14 protein-coding genes are annotated in these 17,937 nt (G+C 67.7%); 8 read left to right on the forward strand and 6 right to left on the reverse strand.

The window, feature by feature from the left end:
* Positions 1 to 6 precede the first annotated feature (6 nt).
* Entirely contained in the window at positions 7 to 909 is a 903-nt protein-coding gene (gene sucD / locus SHTP_RS04465) for a succinate--CoA ligase subunit alpha (protein WP_096369894.1), read from the forward strand.
* A 90-nt stretch (positions 910 to 999) separates the two neighbouring features.
* Here sucD and SHTP_RS04470 read toward each other — a convergent pair whose 3' ends face one another.
* Entirely contained in the window at positions 1,000 to 2,088 is a 1,089-nt protein-coding gene (locus SHTP_RS04470; RefSeq protein ID WP_096369895.1) for a PE family protein, read from the reverse strand.
* Positions 2,089 to 2,251: 163 nt separating this feature from the next.
* On the opposite strand from SHTP_RS04470, the gene SHTP_RS04475 reads away from it, so the two are divergent.
* Positions 2,252 to 3,772 (forward strand): acetyl-CoA acetyltransferase, encoded by a 1,521-nt coding sequence (locus tag SHTP_RS04475; protein ID WP_096369896.1) that lies wholly within the window; start codon positions 2,252 to 2,254, stop codon positions 3,770 to 3,772.
* Between the two features lie 7 nt (positions 3,773 to 3,779).
* Here SHTP_RS04475 and SHTP_RS04480 read toward each other — a convergent pair whose 3' ends face one another.
* A complete protein-coding gene (locus SHTP_RS04480) occupies positions 3,780 to 4,625 on the reverse strand; it encodes an LLM class F420-dependent oxidoreductase (protein WP_096369897.1) in 846 nt (281 codons plus the stop codon).
* A gap of 221 nt (positions 4,626 to 4,846) precedes the next feature.
* Between SHTP_RS04480 and SHTP_RS04485 the strand changes: the two genes are divergently transcribed.
* From SHTP_RS04485 to SHTP_RS04510, 6 genes are all read left to right on the forward strand, one after another.
* Positions 4,847 to 5,743 carry a DUF5336 domain-containing protein gene (locus SHTP_RS04485; RefSeq protein WP_096369898.1) on the forward strand — a complete coding sequence of 299 codons (897 nt, stop codon included), beginning with the start codon at positions 4,847 to 4,849 and terminating at the stop codon, positions 5,741 to 5,743.
* 48 nt (positions 5,744 to 5,791) lie between these two features.
* Positions 5,792 to 7,183: a cell division protein PerM gene (locus tag SHTP_RS04490; protein ID WP_096369899.1), complete on the forward strand. Its 1,392-nt coding sequence runs from the start codon at positions 5,792 to 5,794 to the stop codon at positions 7,181 to 7,183.
* 52 nt (positions 7,184 to 7,235) lie between these two features.
* Positions 7,236 to 7,883, forward strand: coding sequence for a phosphoribosylglycinamide formyltransferase (gene purN / locus SHTP_RS04495; RefSeq protein ID WP_096369900.1), 648 nt, complete (start codon positions 7,236 to 7,238; stop codon positions 7,881 to 7,883).
* Positions 7,880 to 9,451, forward strand: a complete 1,572-nt coding sequence (gene purH, locus SHTP_RS04500) for a bifunctional phosphoribosylaminoimidazolecarboxamide formyltransferase/IMP cyclohydrolase (protein WP_096369901.1) — start codon at positions 7,880 to 7,882, stop codon at positions 9,449 to 9,451. Before purN ends, purH begins: the two co-directional genes overlap by 4 nt.
* A 76-nt stretch (positions 9,452 to 9,527) precedes the next feature.
* On the forward strand, positions 9,528 to 10,922 hold the full coding sequence (locus SHTP_RS04505; RefSeq protein WP_096369902.1) for a sigma 54-interacting transcriptional regulator: 1,395 nt from the start codon (positions 9,528 to 9,530) through the stop codon (positions 10,920 to 10,922).
* Entirely contained in the window at positions 10,915 to 12,912 is a 1,998-nt protein-coding gene (locus SHTP_RS04510) for a vWA domain-containing protein (protein WP_096369903.1), read from the forward strand. Before SHTP_RS04505 ends, SHTP_RS04510 begins: the two co-directional genes overlap by 8 nt.
* Positions 12,913 to 12,939: 27 nt before the next feature.
* Here SHTP_RS04510 and SHTP_RS04515 read toward each other — a convergent pair whose 3' ends face one another.
* The 4 genes from SHTP_RS04515 to SHTP_RS04535 form a co-directional block, all read right to left on the reverse strand.
* Positions 12,940 to 13,542: a DUF1707 SHOCT-like domain-containing protein gene (locus tag SHTP_RS04515; RefSeq protein ID WP_036426299.1), complete on the reverse strand. Its 603-nt coding sequence runs from the start codon at positions 13,540 to 13,542 to the stop codon at positions 12,940 to 12,942.
* Positions 13,543 to 14,004: 462 nt separating this feature from the next.
* Positions 14,005 to 14,778 (reverse strand): enoyl-CoA hydratase family protein, encoded by a 774-nt coding sequence (locus SHTP_RS04525; RefSeq protein ID WP_096369904.1) that lies wholly within the window; start codon positions 14,776 to 14,778, stop codon positions 14,005 to 14,007.
* Positions 14,779 to 14,788: 10 nt separating this feature from the next.
* Complete coding sequence (locus SHTP_RS04530; protein WP_096369905.1) at positions 14,789 to 15,955, reverse strand: acyl-CoA dehydrogenase family protein; 1,167 nt, start codon at positions 15,953 to 15,955, stop codon at positions 14,789 to 14,791.
* Positions 15,955 to 17,937 (reverse strand): acetyl/propionyl/methylcrotonyl-CoA carboxylase subunit alpha, encoded by a 1,983-nt coding sequence (locus tag SHTP_RS04535; RefSeq protein WP_096372318.1) that lies wholly within the window; start codon positions 17,935 to 17,937, stop codon positions 15,955 to 15,957. The genes SHTP_RS04530 and SHTP_RS04535 overlap by 1 nt, the downstream gene beginning before the upstream one ends.

Consider the following 17,937-nt stretch of genomic DNA (forward strand, 5'->3'; position numbering starts at 1 on the left):
TGAACGATGTCGATCTTCTTGAACAAGGACAACAAGGTCATCGTCCAGGGCATCACCGGCAGCGAGGCGACCGTCCACACTGCGCGCATGCTCAAGGCCGGCACCCAAATCGTCGGCGGGGTGAACGCGCGCAAGGCGGGCACCACCGTGACGCACGAGGACAAGGGTGGCCGGGTAATCAAGCTGCCGGTATTCGGCGGTGTCGCCGAGGCGATGGAAAAGACCGGCGCCGACGTCTCGATCATCTTCGTGCCGCCGAAGTTCGCCAAGGACGCGATCATCGAGGCCATTGACGCCGAGATTCCGCTGCTGGTGGTCATCACCGAGGGGATCCCGGTGCAAGACACCGCCTATGCCTGGGCCTACAACCTGGGCAAGGGCGGCAAGACCCGCATCATCGGGCCCAACTGCCCGGGCATCATCACCCCGGGGCAGGCGCTGGTTGGCATCACCCCGGCCAACATCACCGGCGCCGGCCCGGTCGGGCTGGTCTCCAAGTCCGGCACGCTGACCTACCAGACGATGTTCGAGCTGCGCGATTTCGGTTTCACCACCTCGATCGGTATCGGTGGCGACCCAGTGATCGGCACCACCCACATCGATGCCATCGAGGCGTTCGAGAAGGATCCCGACACCAAGCTGATCGTGATGATCGGTGAGATCGGTGGGGACGCCGAGGAGCGAGCGGCCGACTTCATCAAGGCCAACGTGTCCAAGCCGGTTGTCGGTTACGTGGCGGGATTCACCGCGCCGGAGGGCAAGACCATGGGGCACGCGGGTGCCATCGTGTCCGGCTCCTCGGGCACCGCGGCGGCCAAGAAAGGAGCCCTGGAGGCCGCCGGGGTACAGGTCGGCAAGACCCCGTCGGAGACCGCGGTGCTGGCCCGGGAGATCCTGAAGGGTCTCTAGACGCCGAGCAGACGCAAAATGGCACGCTTCCGTCTGGAAGCGTGCCATTTTGCGTCTGCTCGGGCACTTGTCGCGCCCCGTGTTCGGCGGCTACGGCAGGCCGGGGTTGCCTGGCACGCCAATCAGCTGACCGCCGTCGCCGCCCTGGCCGCCGGTGCCGGTGGTCGCCGTCCCCACCCCGCCGTTGCCGCCGTTCCCGCCGAAACCGATGAGCAACGCGGCACGCCCGCCGTTGCCGCCGGTGCCGCCGGGATCAGTGCCGCCGTTGGGTCCTCCCGAGCCGCCGGCCCCGCTGTCGCCGATCAACAAGCCCGCGTCACCGCCGGCCCCGCGGGCACCGCCGCCGTCTCCACCGGCGCCGTACCCGCCGATGCCGCCGTCCTCACCGGAGCCGGACAGTGTGCCGCCGGCCCCGCCGGCCCCGCCAGCCCCTCCGGTGGGGCCGAATCCGCCGGCGCCGCCGGTACCGCCATTGCCGTTGAAGAAACCGCCGTGGCCACCGATCCCGCCGGTGCCACCGGTGGTGGTGGTCCCGGTCCCGTTACCGCCGACACCGCCGAGGCCGGACCCTCCGGTGCCGCCGGCTCCGCCGTTGCCGAACAGCAACCCGCCGGCCCCGCCGTTGCCGCCAGCGGCCTGGTTGCTGCTGGGCTTGGCGGGCCCGCCGGCTCCGCCGTTGCCAAACAACCCCGCCGCGTCGCCGTTGCCGCCGGCGGGATGTGCGGCGGTGCCCCCGCCGCCGGCGCCGCCATTTCCGATCAGCAGCCCGCCCGCTTGGCCGTCTGCCCCGGGTGCCCCGTCAGCCCCGTTGCCGATCAGCGGGCGTCCCAGCAGGGCGTTGGTGGGGGCATTGATCACACCGAGAAGCTGCTGCTCCAGGGTTTGCAGAGGCGACGCGGCGGCGGCTTCGGCGGTCGCATACCGTCCGGCGCTTGCCGCCATGAGCTGTGCGAACTGGGCATGAAAAGTCGCCGCCTGAGCGCTCAGGGCCTGATAGGTCTGCGCGTGTGCCCCGAACAGTGCCGTGATGGCGGCCGACACCTCGTCGGCGCCGGCGGCCAGCACCCCCGTCGTCGGGGCAAGGGCGGCCGCGTTGGCCTGACTGACTGCCGTGCCGATGCTCGCCAGATCCGACGCTGCCGCGTTGACAAACTCGGGCGCTGTGGTGAGAAAAGACATCTGCGACCTCCACGGCGCAGGGAATGACAGATACATTCCGGACTGCTAATCGTACGCGCCCACCGGCGGTGTTATCCCAGTTCCGGGCGATATCTCGGGCGTGAATGTGCCCCCGCGACGCCCCGGCGCAGACGTGTGATTCGGCTAGGTAGATAGTGATCCTATGGATCTTGATCCGGGTACGCCGGTCATTGTCGGTGTCGGACAGGCTGTCGAACGCATCGATGACCCCGACTACCAGGGGATGTCGGCCGTTGAGCTGGCCGCCGCCGCTGCCCAGGCCGCTCTCGAAGACTGTGCTGCCGACGTGGCCGCGGCCATCGACACCGTCGCGGGCGTCCGACAGTTCGAGATCTCCGGGCCCGTCCCCAAGGCCCCGTTAGGCCGGTCCAACAACTATCCGCGCTCGGTGGCCCAGCGGATCGGGGCGGATCCGGCCCGCGCGATCCTCGAGATCGTCGGCGGCCAGGGGCCCCAGCACCTGATCACCGAGCTGGCCGGCGCGATCGCGGCAGGCAGCTCCGAAGTCGCGATGGTGTTCGGCTCTGATGCGACGTCGACCAGTCGTCACTTCGCTGGGCGTGCCGACAAACCGGACTTCACGGAAATCGTCGACGGGGAGCTGCAAGACCGCGGCCCTGGCATCGACGGCCTGATCACGCGCTACACGATCATTCACGGCCTGGTGGATGCGCCCACCCAATACGGCTTGCTGGAGAATGCCCGCCGGGCCGCAACGGGCCTCGGCCCGGCCGACTACCTGCGGCGGATGGGCGAGCTGTTCGCGCCGTTCACCAAGATCGCGGCCGGCAATCCTTTTGCCGCGGCGCCAATCGAGCGCACCGTCGAGGAGCTGATCACGGTCACCGACCGTAATCGGATGATCGCCGAGCCCTACCCCCGGCTGCTGGTCGCGCGCGATCAGGTGAACCAGGGCGCGGCCGCGCTGGTGATGTCGGTTGCGGCCGCACGCCGGCTCGGGGTTCCCGAGGAAAAGTGGGTCTACCTTCGCGGGCATGCCGACCTGCAAGAGCAGGCCCTGCTGCAGCGCCCCGATCTTGGGCACGCCCCGTCAGCCGTGCTGGCGGCGCGCGAGGCGCTCCGGGTGGCCGGTGTCGGTGTCGACGACATCGCCACCTTCGACCTGTACAGCTGCTTTCCGGTGCCGGTGTTCAACATCTGCGACGGTCTGGGGATTGCGACCGATGACCCGCGCGGTTTGACGCTCACCGGTGGGCTGCCGTTCTTCGGCGGGGCGGGAAACAACTACTCGATGCATGCGGTGGCCGAGACCGTAGCCCGAATGCGTAGCGAGCCGGGACGGTTCGGGCTCGTCGGCGTCAACGGCGGGAGCATGAGCAAGTACTCGGTCGGGGTCTATTCCACTGCCCCGGCGCAATGGCAGCCGGACCGCAGCGCCGAGCTGCAAACACAAATCGACAGCGGGGCCAGCCGACCGGTTACCGAGCAGGCCGACGGCCCCGCCACGATCGAGACGTACACGGTCCGCCATGACGGTGGGCGTCTCACCGGGATCGCCATCGGCCGGCTGGCTGCCGACGGCCGCCGCTTCCTGGCGAGCACCGAAGACGACGAGCTGATCGGGTTGCTGACCGACGGCGACCCGCTGGGGCAAGCGATCCGGGTGCGCTCGTTCGACTACGGCAACCGCTGCGTTCTCTAGCTCGCGCCTAGACCATGGCGGCCAGCTTGCCGGCCAGCCGTTCTACGTACGCGGCGATCTCATCCTCGGGGCGATCCGGTAGTCCGAACAGCACCTCGGTGACCCCAAGCTCGGCCCAGCGGGCCAGCTTCTCGGGGACCGGCTTGAAGTCCAGCGCCACGATCTGTGGGGCCCCGTCGCGGCCGGCGGCCGCCCAGGTGTCCTGTAACAACTTGACCGGCGCGTCGACGTCGAAGTCACGCGGTGTGGTGATCCAGCCATCGGCGCTACGCGCTATCCATTTGAAGTTCTTCTCGGTGCCAGCGGCGCCCACGAGCACCGGAATGTGGGACTGCACCGGCTTGGGCCAGGCCCAGCTGGGGCCGAACTTGACGAACTCGCCGTCGTAGGCGGCTTCCTCCTGCGTCCACAGCGCCCGCATCGCCTCGAGGTATTCACGCAACATCGTGCGGCGCCGTCCGGGTGGAACGCCATGGTCGGCGAGTTCGTCGGTGTTCCAACCGAACCCCACGCCGAGGCTGACCCGTCCGCCGGACAGATGATCCAGCGTGGCAATGCTCTTGGCCAGGGTGATCGGGTCATGCTCGACGGGCAGCGCCACCGCAGTCGACAGCCGTACCCGCGAGGTCACCGCCGATGCCGCGCCCAAACTCACCCAGGGGTCCAGCGTGCGCATATAACGATCGTCGGGAAGCGAGGAATCGCCCGTCGTTGGATGAGCGGCTTCTCGCTTGATTGGGATATGGGTGTGCTCAGGCACATAGAAGGTGTGAAAGCCGTGGTCGTCAGCGAGTCTCGCCGCCGCCGGAGCGATGCCGCGGTCGCTGGTGAAAAGCACAAGCCCATAGTCCATAACAGAATTAGAACGTGTTCTACCTCGGCCGGGCAAGCGCCCCCCGCGCCAATCGGCTTGGCGGGATCGACGGAGGTGATGGCGCTGGTCGAGCGGGGGCAGGTCGCCGCGGCGCGAGCACCGGAACGTGCGCTAGCGTGATTGTTCGAATCGCGTCGCAGGGACCAAGCGTCGCAATGCAGCAGCGGCGCCGCGACGGCGCGCAAGTAACAGGAGGAGCCATGACCTACACGCCGGGTAGCCCCGGATATCCGCCCGCGCAGTCGGGCGGCTCCTACGGAGGCGCCACACCGTCTTTCGCTCAAGCCGACGACGCGGCGAGCAAGCTCCCGATGTACCTGAACGTTGCGGTGGCGGTGCTCGGTTTTCTCGCATATCTCGCCAGCTTCGGGCCGATGTTCACGATCAGCTCGGAACTCGGCGGCGGCAGCAGCGAAGCTTCCGGCGACACCGTGCTGGCCGTCGGGATGGCGTTGCTGGCCGGGCTGCTTGCCGGAGTGAGCCTGCTCCCCAAGGTCAAGAGCTACGGGGCCGTCGTCGCGGTCGTCTCGATACTGGGCGTATTCCTGATGATTTCGTCGACCTTCAACAAGCCGAGCGCCTTTTCGACCGGTTGGGCACTGTGGATTGTCCTGGTGTGCATTGTGTTTCAGGCTGTCGCCGCAGTCGGCGCGCTGTTGCTGGAGACCGGCGTGGTGTCGGCGCCGGCGCCGAGGCAGAAATTCGATCCCTATGGCCAGTACGGGCAGTACGGCGGCCAGCCGGGCGGGTACTACGGTCAACCGGGTGCACAGCAGTCCGTGCCCAATCCGCAGCAGTCGCCGCAGCAGCCGTCCGGGTACGGGTCGCAGTTCGGCGGCTTTACCTCCAGCCAGGGTTCCAACCCGTCCAGCGGTGGATTCAGCGCCCCGCAAGCACAGTCGGCCCCCCAGCCGATGCACCAGACCCCGTCCACTCCGCCCACTGGATTCCCCAGCTTCAGCCCGCCGCCGTCCGTTAGTGCCGGGACGGGATCCCAGGGTGGTTCGGCTCCGGTCAACTACGCCAATCCCGGCGGCGCGCAGCAGAATTACGGCCAGGGTCAGCAATCTTCGTCACCCGGGTCGGCGCCGGTCTAACCGGGCGCTCTCGCGCCTAGTAGGACACGTGCGCGGAGATTGACACGGGTGGAGGACAGTCGAGCAGCGGGTGCTCGCCAGGCTCGCGACCTGGTCAAGGTCGCGTTCGCCCCGGCTGTGGTGGCGCTGGTCATCATCGCGGCGGTCACGCTGATTCAGCTGGTGATCGCAAACAGCGACATGACGGGCGCGCTGGGTGCGATCGCCAGCATGTGGCTGGGTGTGCACCAGGTGCCGATCTCGATCGGTGGCCGTGAACTGGGCGTAATGCCCCTGTTCCCGGCCATGTTGATGGTGTGGGGCACGGCCCGCACGACGGCGCTGGCGACCTCGCCGTACTCGTCGTGGCTGGTTGTTCGGTGGGTTATCGCATCGGCGTTGGGCGGGCCGCTGCTGATCGCGGCGATCTGCCTGGCGGTGATCCACGATGCGTCGTCGGTCATCACCGAGTTGCAGACGCCCAGTGCGTTGCGTGCGTTTGTCAGCGTGCTGGCGGTTCATGCCATCGGTGCGGGCCTGGGGGTCTGGTCGCGGGTGGGCAGACGGGCTCTGGCGGTTTCACCGCTGCCGAACTGGCTGGGCGACTCGCTGCGGGCCGCCGCCGCCGGGGTGCTGGCACTGCTCGGGCTCTCCGGCCTGGTGACCGCGGGGTCGCTGGTCGTGCACTGGGCGACGATGCAGGAGCTATACGGCATCACCGATTCCGCGTTCGGCCAGTTCAGTCTCACCGTGCTGTCGGTGCTCTATGTGCCTAACGTCGTCGTTGGCGCCGCGGCGATCGCTGTCGGGGCCAGTGCGCACATCGGCTTCGCGACGTTCAGTGCGTTCACGGTCTTTGGCGGCGACATCCCCGCTGTGCCGATCCTGGCAGCGGCTCCCACCCCGCCGCTGGGGCCGGTGTGGGTAGCCCTGCTGATCATCGGGGCGTCCTCCGGAGTGGCGGTCGGGCAACAGTGTGCGCGCCGTCCGCTGCCGCCCCTGCCGGCTATGGGCAAACTGTTGGCCGCGGCCCTGTTGGGGGCATTGGCGATGGCGCTGCTCGGTTACGGGGGGAGCGGGAAGCTAGGCAACTTCGGCGCCGTTGGCGTCGACGAGGGAGCACTGCTGGTCGGCGTGTTCTTCTGGTTCGCCGTGGTCGGGGGTGCCACGCTGGTGATGGCGGGTGGAATCAGACGGCGTCCCAGGCGGCCCAAACCGCGGCGGGTCCCACCCGCTGAAGCAGACGTTTACGAGCCCATTCATGAGCCCGTTGATGAGCCCTTTGTCCCACTTTTCGATCAGGACGCCCCGCTGGATGATGTGACTTCGCGCGAACCCGTTGCGCCCGGTGGCGACGACGCCGACGTCCCCCCTGCCGCACCCGACGAGGTCGAGGGGTCAGATGGGCCAGACCGGCAGGACGGGCCTGACACCAGCCATCCGCCCGAACATTTGACCTGACAGCGAATGCCCGCCCGCCGCTGCGGCCGGGTAGCCCGACTAGGCTCGCCGTGTGCAGGAACCGGTCCGGGTACCCCCGAGTGCACCGGCGCGGCTTGTGGTGCTCGCGTCGGGCACGGGGTCATTGCTGAACTCATTGCTGGACGCCGCCGTGGCCGACTACCCGGCGCGAATCGTCGCCGTTGGGGTCGATCGGGATTGCCGGGCCACTGAGGTCGCCGCGCAGGCGTCGGTGCCCGCCTTCACCGTCCGCGTCTCCGATCACCCCAGCCGCGATGCTTGGAACGCCGCCATCACCGCCGCCACCGCCGCCCACTCGCCTGACCTGGTGGTATCCGCCGGATTCATGAGAATTCTTGGGCCGCAATTCCTTTCGAAATTCCACCAACGGATCCTCAACACCCATCCGGCACTCCTGCCGGCGTTTCCCGGTGCCCATGGGGTAGCAGATGCGCTGGCCTACGGCGTGAAGGTCACCGGTTGTACGGTGCACCTGGTGGACGCCGGGATGGACACGGGACCGATACTGGCGCAGCAAGCCATTGCGGTGCTCGACGGCGACGACGAAGCAACCTTGCACGAACGGATCAAGGTAGTGGAGCGCAAGCTTCTGGTGGACGTGGTGGCCGGGATTGCCACCGGCGGCGTGACGGTGATCGGACGAAAAGCGATGATTGGACGAAAGGCGACCATAGGATGAGCACCGACCACATAAGACGGCCGATCCGCCGCGCGTTGATCAGTGTGTATGACAAGACCGGGCTGGTTGACCTGGCGCAGGGGCTGACCGCGGCCGGTGTCGAGATCGTCTCGACCGGATCAACCGCGAAGACCATTGCCAGCAAAGGGATTCCGGTGACCCGGGTGGAGGAGCTGACGGGATTCCCCGAGGTACTCGACGGGCGGGTCAAGACGCTGCATCCGCGCGTGCATGCCGGCCTGCTGGCCGATCTGCGAAACCCCGAGCACGAGGCGGCGCTGGCCGAGCTCGGAGTCGAGGCATTCGAGCTGGTCGTGGTCAACCTGTACCCGTTCAGCCAGACCGTGGAATCCGGTGCCAGCGTCGACGAATGCGTCGAACAGATCGACATCGGCGGCCCCTCCATGGTGCGGGCGGCGGCCAAGAACCATCCCAGTGTGGCCGTGGTCACCGACCCGCAGGGATACGACGGCGTGCTGGCCGCGGTGCGTAGCGGCGGATTCACCTTCGCCGAACGCAAGAAGCTGGCCTCGCTGGCCTTTCAGCACACCGCCGAATACGACATCGCGGTCGCGAGCTGGATACAGTCCACGGTGGCGCCCGAGCAGCCCGAAACCGACTTTCCGCGCTGGTTCGGCAGAAATTGGCGGCGTCAGGCGATGCTGCGCTACGGCGAGAACCCGCATCAGCAGGCCGCGCTCTACGCCGACCCCGGCGCTTGGCCGGGATTGGCTCAGGCCGAGCAGCTGCGCGGAAAAGAGATGTCCTACAACAACTTCACCGATGCCGACGCGGCCTGGCGGGCTGCCTTTGACCACGAGCAGAAATGCGTGGCAATCATCAAGCACGCCAACCCGTGCGGCATTGCCATCTCGGAGGTTTCGGTCGCCGACGCGCATCGCAAGGCCCACGCCTGCGACCCACTCAGTGCCTACGGCGGCGTGATTGCCTGCAACACCGAGGTCAGCCCAGAGATGGCGGAGTACGTCAGCACCATCTTCACCGAGGTGATCGTCGCACCGGCCTACGCTCCCGCCGCCCTTGATCAGTTGACGAAGAAGAAGAACATTCGGGTGTTGGTGGCATCCGAGCCCCAAGACGGCGGCGCCGAGCTGCGTCCGATCAGCGGGGGACTGCTCATGCAGCAGCGTGACCAGCTCGATGCCGCCGGTGACAACCCGGCCAACTGGACCCTGGCCACCGGCTCGCCCGCCGATCCGGCGACGCTGACCGACCTGGTCTTCGCTTGGCGCAGCTGTCGTGCGGTCAAGTCCAACGCGATCGTCATCGTGGCCGACGGCGCCACCATCGGCATCGGGATGGGCCAAGTCAACCGCGTCGATGCCGCACGGTTGGCGGTGGAGCGCGGCGGCGAACGCGTCAACGGCGCCGTCGCTGCCTCCGATGCGTTCTTCCCGTTCCCCGACGGCCTCGAGACGTTGACGGCCGCTGGGGTCAAGGCGATCGTGCACCCGGGAGGGTCGGTGCGCGACGAGGAAGTCACCGCGGCGGCTGCCAAGGCGGGCATCACCTTGTACCTCACCGGTTCGCGCCACTTCGCGCATTAGGGGGCCGGTGTGGGCGCATTTGTGCCTGGCTAGGCCCCGTTCCCAGGCGCCTGTCCCTGACTCGTCGTAGCGTGGAGTGGTGACTTCACCGAGCAATCTGCCTCGCACCGTCGGCGAGCTGCGTGCCTCCGGTCATCGCGAGCGGGGGGTTAAGCAGGAAATCCGGGAGAATCTGTTGACCGCGCTGGCCGATGGGCCGGATAACGCGGCCGTCTGGCCGGGCATCGTGGGCTTCGACGACACCGTGATTCCCCAGCTCGAGCGGGCCCTGATCGCGGGCCACGACTTTGTGCTGCTGGGCGAGCGCGGGCAAGGCAAGACTCGGCTGCTGCGCGCGCTGACCGGATTGCTCGACGAGTGGACACCGGTGATCGCCGGTGCCGAACTTCCCGAGCATCCTTACCGGCCGATCACGCCGGAGTCGATCCGCCGGGCCGCGCAGCTAAAAGACGATCTGCCGGTGGCATGGAAGCATCGCAGCGAGCGTTACACCGAAAAACTGGCCACCCCCGACACCAGTGTTGCCGACCTGGTCGGTGACATCGACCCGATCAAGGTGGCCGAGGGTCGCAGTCTCGGAGACCCCGAAACCATCGCCTACGGGCTGATTCCGCGCGCACACCGCGGCATCGTGGCCGTCAACGAGCTGCCCGACCTGGCCGAGCGGATCCAAGTGTCCATGCTCAATGTGATGGAGGAGCGCGACATCCAGGTCCGCGGCTACACCCTGCGCCTGCCGCTGGACGTGTTGGTGGTCGCCAGTGCCAACCCCGAGGACTACACCAACCGGGGGCGCATCATCACCCCGCTCAAAGACAGGTTCGGCGCCGAGATCCGCACTCACTACCCGCTGGAGCTGGAGGCGGAGATGGGTGTCATCGCGCAGGAGGCGCATCTGAGCGCTCAGGTGCCCGATTATCTGTTGCAGGTGATCGCGCGGTTCGCCCGCTACCTGCGCGAGTCCAGTTCGGTCGACCAGCGCTCCGGGGTGTCGGCGCGCTTCGCCATCGCGGCGGCGGAGACCGTGGCGGCCGCCGCCCGCCACCGCGGGGCGGTGCTGGGCGAGACCGACCCGGTCGCCCGGGTGGTCGATCTGGGCACCGTGATCGACGTGCTGCGCGGCAAGCTCGAGTTTGAGTCCGGTGAGGAGGGGCGCGAGCAGGCGGTGCTCGAACACCTATTGCGCCGGGCCACCGCGGATACCGCGTCCCGGGCGCTGGGTGGCATCGACGTCGGCACACTGATGTCAGCCGTCGAGGGAGGTTCGGCGGTGACGACCGGTGAGCGGGTATCGGCCAAGGATGTGCTGGCGGCCGTTCCAGGACTGCCGGTGGTGGAGATCATCGCACGCAAACTCAACGCCGAATCCGAAGGGGAGCGCGCCGCAGCCCTGGAGCTGGCCCTGGAGGCGCTGTACCTGGCCAAGCGAGTCGACAAAGTGTCCGGGGAGGGCCAAACCGTTTATGGCTGACCGGGCGAAGGGGCACTCGACGCGGTACTCGGCGTACACCGGCGGACCTGATCCGCTGGCTCCGCCGGTAGACCTGCGCGAGGCGCTGGAGCAGATCGGTCAGGACGTCATGGCGGGCACCTCACCGCGCCGGGCGCTGTCCGAGCTGCTGCGGCGCGGCACCAAGTCCATGCCCGGCGCCGACAGGTTGGCGTCCGAGGCGAACCGCCGCCGCCGCGAGCTACTGCGCCGCAACAACTTGGACGGCACCCTGCAGGAGATCAAGAAGCTGCTGGACGAGGCGGTGCTGGCCGAGCGCAAAGAATTGGCCCGGGCGCTAGACGATGACGCTCGATTCTCCGAATTGCAGTTGGAGGCATTGCCGCCGTCGCCGGCCAAAGCCGTACAGGAACTCTCCGAGTACGACTGGCGCAGTGGCGAGGGCCGCGAAAAGTACGACCAGATCAAGGATCTGCTGGGCCGCGAGCTACTCGACCAACGCTTCGCCGGCATGAAGCAGGCGCTGGAAGGCGCCACCGACGAGGATCGCCAGCGCGTGAACGAGATGCTCGACGACCTCAACAACCTGCTGGACAAGCACGCCAGGGGACAGGACACCCGGCAAGACTTCCAAGACTTCATGGACAAGCACGGCGAGTTCTTCCCGGAGAACCCGAGCAATGTCGAGGAGCTGCTGGACTCGCTGGCCAAGCGGGCCGCCGCCGCGCAGCGGTTCCGCAACAGCCTGTCCCAGGAGCAGCGTGATGAGCTGGATGCGTTGGCGCAGCAGGCTTTCGGATCGCCTTCGCTGATGCAGGCACTCAACCGCCTCGACGCCCATCTGCAGGAGGCGCGTCCGGGCGAGGACTGGACCGGCCAGCAGCAGTTCTCCGGCGACAACCCGTTCGGCATGGGTGAAGGCACCCAGGCGCTGGCCGACATCGCCGAACTCGAGCAGCTGGCCGAGCAGCTCTCGCAGGCTTATCCGGGCGCCACCATGGATGACGTCGACCTCGACGCGCTGGCCCGTCAACTCGGCGACCAGGCCGCCATCGATGCCCGCACGCTCGCCGAACTGGAACGGGCCTTGGTGAATCAGGGTTTCTTCGACCGAGGATCCGACGGCCAATGGCGGCTGTCACCCAAGGCCATGCGCAGGCTGGGTGAGACCGCATTGCGCGATGTGGTGCAACAACTTTCCGGACGCCGCGGTGAGCGGGATCACCGGCGCGCGGGGGCGGCCGGTGAGCTGACCGGCGCGACCCGGCCCTGGCAGTTCGGTGACACCGAACCGTGGCACATCTCGCGCACGCTGACCAACGCGGTGCTGCGCCAGGCCGGTACGGCGCCTCCTGGCGGCGGCGCCGGCCCGATCCGGATCACCGTCGATGACGTCGAAGTCTCCGAGACTGAGACCCGAACTCAGGCCGCGGTTGCGCTCCTGGTGGACACCTCGTTTTCGATGGTGATGGCGAATCGGTGGCTGCCGATGAAGCGCACGGCGTTGGCGCTCAACCACCTCGTGTGCACGCGGTTCCGCTCGGATGCGCTGCAGATCATCGCGTTCGGCCACTATGCGCGGACCGTGACGGCCGCGGAGCTGACCGGTTTGGAGGGCGTCTACGAGCAGGGCACCAACCTGCACCACGCGCTGGCGCTGGCCGGGCGACATCTCAGACGCCACCCGAACGCGCAGCCGGTCGTCTTGGTGGTGACCGATGGGGAACCCACCGCCCATCTCGAGGACTTTTCCGGCGAGGGAGCGGGTTCTGCGGTGTTCTTCGACTACCCGCCGCATCCGCGCACCATTGCCCACACCGTGCGCGGGTTCGATGACATGGCGCGGCTGGGCGCCCAAATCACCATCTTCCGGTTGGGCAGTGACCGGGGCCTGGCCCGGTTCATTGATCAAGTCGCGCGTCGGGTCGAGGGACGTGTCGTCGAACCCGATCTCGACGGACTCGGTGCGGCCTTGGTCGGCGACTACCTGAGGTCTCGGCGCAGGCGCTAGGGCCGTGCGTTTGACCGACTGATGGGTCTACTTGCGCGCCTTGCGTGGTTTGCGTTTGATGCCCACCCCGCCCCAGAACGAGAAGCCCTGAATCTTGACGTTGGGGGCCCCGCGACTGCCCTCGCCCGCGACTTCCCGGTCAAAGTTGCCCATGATTCCGCGGCCGTCGATCTCGACGTTGATCTCGGGCGGCAACAGGATGGTCTGCACGCCCATGATCGAGTAGGCGTGAATTTCGACTTCGGTTGAGGTGAAGTCGGCGTAGCGCAGATCCAATACTCCGCTGCCCCACAGGGTCAAGGTGGTCAGCTTCTTGGGCACGTTCCACCGGCCGCGACGCTCGAACCCGCTCAGCAAGGCCAGCAGCAGAGTCGAAGGTGCCGGGTTGCAGTTGCCGCCGCGGCGCGGACTTACCGCGGCGCCGGGCAGATCGGCGCTCAGCTGGTCCAGCTCCTGATACGTGGTTGCGGCGTAGGCCCTGGTCAATCGGTCTTCATACTCGTTGAGCTGCAGTCGTCCCTGCTCGGCTGCGTATGCCAGCAGCTGTGCGATCTGGATCCGATCGGTATCCGCAGCGAGCGACGAATCGTCGCGCGTGTCCTGTGCGTCACGTCGGGCTGGATTGCTCATCACCCACGAGCCTACGACTTCGCGATTTTGCTGCAAGAGGTGTTGGCTAAACTGCAACGTTCGCGCGGCCGGTGGGCTCTGGTGACCCGGTGCGAAGTGCGCGTTTCTACGGGGCGTGAGATCCGGCGACCGGGCCGCGCGGGGATGGTGATTTGTGATGGCAACGGCGGGGCACGCCGGCTACCCCAGTGTGGCGGATGCGCCGAAGAGTAGGCCGCCGTTGCCCGGGGTACCACCGGTTCCGGCGGATGCGCCGGTGCCGCCGGCTCCACCGTTGCCGCCGCTGCCGCTAAAGCTGGTTTGAGCTCAGCGCGGGCCAGCTCGAGTCGGTCGCGGTGGGTTCCGGCTATCGAGATTCGAGCGAGCATACATGGAGTTTGGTCAATGTATGTTCGATCGCTGTGCGTCACCAGCCCCGGGCCCGGGGCGGCAGCCTGTCCGGCGGCTTCGGCTGCCGGAGGTTCAGTCGGAGGCCCAGCTGGGTTGGCGTTTCTGCAAGAACGCGAGCATGCCTTCGCGGGCTTCCTCCGAGACGAACAGCCGCGCCGATTCCTCGGTGAGGCGTTCCGCATCACGGTCGAAACCGGCCAGGACGGCCGCGGTGGTCAGTGCCTTCGACGCCGCAAGGCCCTGCGGCGAACCGCGCCCGACATCGGCGATCAGCGCGGCCACCGCGGCCTCCATGTCGTCGGCGGCGATGGTGACCAAACCCATCTCCGCCGCCTCGTCGGCGCCGAACTTCGCTCCGGTCAGGTAGTAGCGGGCGGCCGCCCGCGCCGACAGCTTCGGCAGCAATGTCAGCGAGATGATTGCCGGGGCGACCCCGATCCGGGCTTCGGTCAGCGCAAAGGTGCACGCCGGGCCGGCGACCACGATGTCGCAGGCACCGACCAGGCCGAAGCCTCCGGCGCGCACGTGCCCGTTGATGGCGCCGATCACCGGTCGTGGCGACTCCACAATGGCGCGCAGCACCGTGGTCATTTCCCGGGCCCGCGCGACAGCCAGGTCATAGGGGTCGCCGGAGCCGGCCTCGCTCAAATCCGCGCCTGCGCAGAAGGTGCCGCCGGTGTGCCCGAGCACGACGACCCGAACGCCCGGATCGGCTGCGGCATCCCGCAGCCCCTCATGCAGCTGGGTGACCAGGGTGGTGGACAGGGCGTTGCGGTTGTGCGGGGAGTTCAGCGTCAGACGGGCAACCACGCCGTCACGCACGTACTCGACGAGACGATCAGCCATCGGTGGGGCTTCAGTAGCTTCGGGGCAGGCCCAGCGACGTCTGCGCGACGAAGTTGAGCACCATTTCACGGCTGATCGGGGCAATCCGGGCCAAGCGCGACGAGGTCAGCATGGCCGCGACGCCGTACTCCTGGGTCAGCCCGTTGCCGCCCATCGACTGCACGGCCTGATCGACCGAGCGGGCCGACGCCTCCGCCGCCGCGTACTTGGCCATGTTGGCGGCCTCGGCCGCTCCGCCGTCATCGCCGTGGTCATACAGCGTCGCGGCCTTTTGCATCATCAGCTTGGCGAGCTCGACTTCGATGTGGCATTGCGCCAAGGGATGCGCCAACCCCTGGTGGGCGCCGATCGGGGTGGACCACACCTGGCGCGTCTTGACGTAGTCGACGGCCCGGTTCAGTGCGAACCGTCCCATGCCGACCGCGCTGGCCGCACCCATGATGCGCTCGGGATTCAGCCCGGCGAAAAGCTGGGCGATGGTCGCGTCCTGGGCTCCGACCAGCGCGTCGGCGGGCAGCCGCACATCATCGAGGAAAACCTGGAACTGCCGTTCGGGGCTGACCAGTTCCATGTCGATCGCCGTGTAGGTGAAGCCGGGGGTGTCGGTGGGGACCACGAACAGCGCCGGACGCAGCTTCCCGGTCTTGGCTTCCTCGGTGCGTCCCACCACCAGCACCGCCTGGGCTTGGTCAATACCGGAGATGTAGACCTTCTGCCCCTTGATGATCCAGTCGCTGCCGTCACGGCGGGCGGTGGTGGTGATCTTGTGCGAGTTGGATCCGGCTTCGGGCTCGGTGATGGCGAAGGCCATCGTCAGGGTCCCGTCCGCGATGCCGGGAAGCCAGCGCTGCTTCTGCTCGTCGGTGCCGAACTTGCTGATGATGGTGCCGTTGATGGCCGGCGAGACCACCATCAGCAACAGGGCGGAGCCGGCCGCGGCCATTTCCTCCATCACCATCGACAGCTCGTACATGCCGGCGCCGCCGCCGCCGTACTCCTCGGGCAGGTTCACCCCGATGAAGCCGAGTTTGCCGGCCTCCGACCACAGCTCGGTGGTGTGCTCGTGAGCACGAGCCTTCTTCAGGTAGTACTCGTGGCCGTAGTTGGACGCCCATTCCGATACCGCCTTGCGTAGCGCCCGGCGGTCCTCATTCTCGATGAAGCTGGTGTCGGTCATCACGAATCTCCTTCTGCTTCAGGCGCTTCCACTCTGGCTAGGACGGCGCCGACGTCGACTTGTTGGCCGATTTGGACGTTGAGCTGGGTAAGTACGCCATCGGTCGGGGCGCTGATGGTGTGCTCCATCTTCATCGCTTCCAACCAGATCAGTGGCTGACCGGCGGTGACGGTATCGCCAACATCGGCGCCCAACCGGATGACGTTGCCCGGCATGGGTGCCACCAGCGATCCTTGTTCGACGGCCGAACCCGGCTCCGGGAAGCGGGGCAGCGCAACCAGGTGCACCGGGCCGCTGGGGGAATCGACGAAGACGTCCTGGCCGTAGCTCGCGACCGTGAAGCGTCGGGCCACCCCGTTTTCGCCGGCCAGCACCACCTCGTTGGGTGTCGCCGATACCAGCCGCACCGAGTCGTCACCGACAATCTGGAGTCCCGTTCTGGTGAATCGGTATTCGATGCGGTACTCGACGTCACCGCCGTCGCGGCAGGTCTTGACCTGATAGCCCGACGCCACGTTGCGCCAGCCGCTGGGAATGGATCCGAACACCGTCGCGGTTGCCCGGTTGTGGGCGGCGTCGGCGAGGGCCGCGGCGATCGCCGACAAGCGGATGTTGTCCGCGTCGGCCAGCGGCGCGGCCAGTTCGGCCAACCCGTGGGTGTCGAAGAACGCTGTGTCAGTAGCGCCGTCGAGAAACGCCGGATGCCGCAGCACGTTCACCAACAGCTCACGGTTGGTGCGCAGCCCATGCAGGTGGGCGCGGGCCAGCGCATCGGCGAGTACCAGTGCGGACTGCCGGCGCGTGGGGGCGTAGGAGATGACCTTGGCCAGCATGGGGTCGTAATGGATGGACACCACCGAGCCGTCGACAATCCCGGAATCCAGCCGAATTCCGGTGCGCTGTCCCAGCGTGGCGAATTCGGCTCGGACCGACGGCACCTCGATGGTGTGCATCGCGCCCGCCTGCGGCTGCCAGCCCTGCGCGGGATCCTCGGCGTAGAGGCGGGCCTCGATGGAATGACCATGGGCGGGCGGAGGTTCCGCTTCGAGACGGCCACCGTCGGCCACCGCGAGCTGCAGTTCAACCAGATCCAGGCCGGTGGTCTCCTCGGTGACCGGATGCTCGACCTGCAGTCGGGTGTTCATCTCCAGGAAGTAGAACTCGCCCGCATCGTCGGCGAGGAACTCCACGGTGCCGGCGCCGGTGTAGCCGATGGCTTCCGCGGCCAGCCGGGCCGCGTCGAACAGCTTGGCCCGCATCCCCGGGATGCGCTGCACCAAGGGGGAGGGTGCCTCTTCGATGATCTTCTGGTGGCGACGCTGAATGGAGCATTCGCGTTCCCCGACGGCCCACACGGTGCCGTGGGTGTCGGCCATCACCTGAACCTCGATGTGGTGCCCGGTGGGTAGGTAACGCTCGCAGAACACGGTCGGGTAACCGAATGCGGACTGCGCCTCGCGGCGGGCGGCCTCGACTTCGGCGGGCAGGGCCGACAATTCGCGGACCACACGCATGCCGCGACCACCGCCGCCGGCTGAAGCCTTGACGAGCACCGGCAGCTGTGCCGCGGTGACGGTCTCGGGGTCGAGTTCGTCGAGCACCGGCACACCGGCGGCGGCCATCAGCTTCTTGGACTCGATCTTGGAGCCCATCGCGCGCACCGCGTCCACCGGCGGCCCGATCCAGGTCAGGCCCGCCGCGGTGACGGCGGCGGCGAACTCGGGATTCTCCGAAAGGAATCCGTAGCCGGGGTGGATCGCGTCGGCGCCCGCCGCACGGGCGGCGGCGATGATGGCCTCGGCGTTGAGATAGTCGTTGGTCTGCGCCAGCCGCACCCGGGCGTCGGACTCGGCGACATGCGGCGCGGCCGCATCCGGGTCGGTATAGACGGCGACGGTGCCCAGGCCGAGCCGGCGGCAGGTGGCGAACACCCGCCGAGCGATCTCGCCGCGGTTGGCAACTAGCACTCGAGTGATAGACAT

It is taken from the genome of Mycobacterium ulcerans subsp. shinshuense, from assembly GCF_002355775.1.
GTDB classification, from domain to species: Bacteria; Actinomycetota; Actinomycetes; order Mycobacteriales; family Mycobacteriaceae; genus Mycobacterium; species Mycobacterium marinum.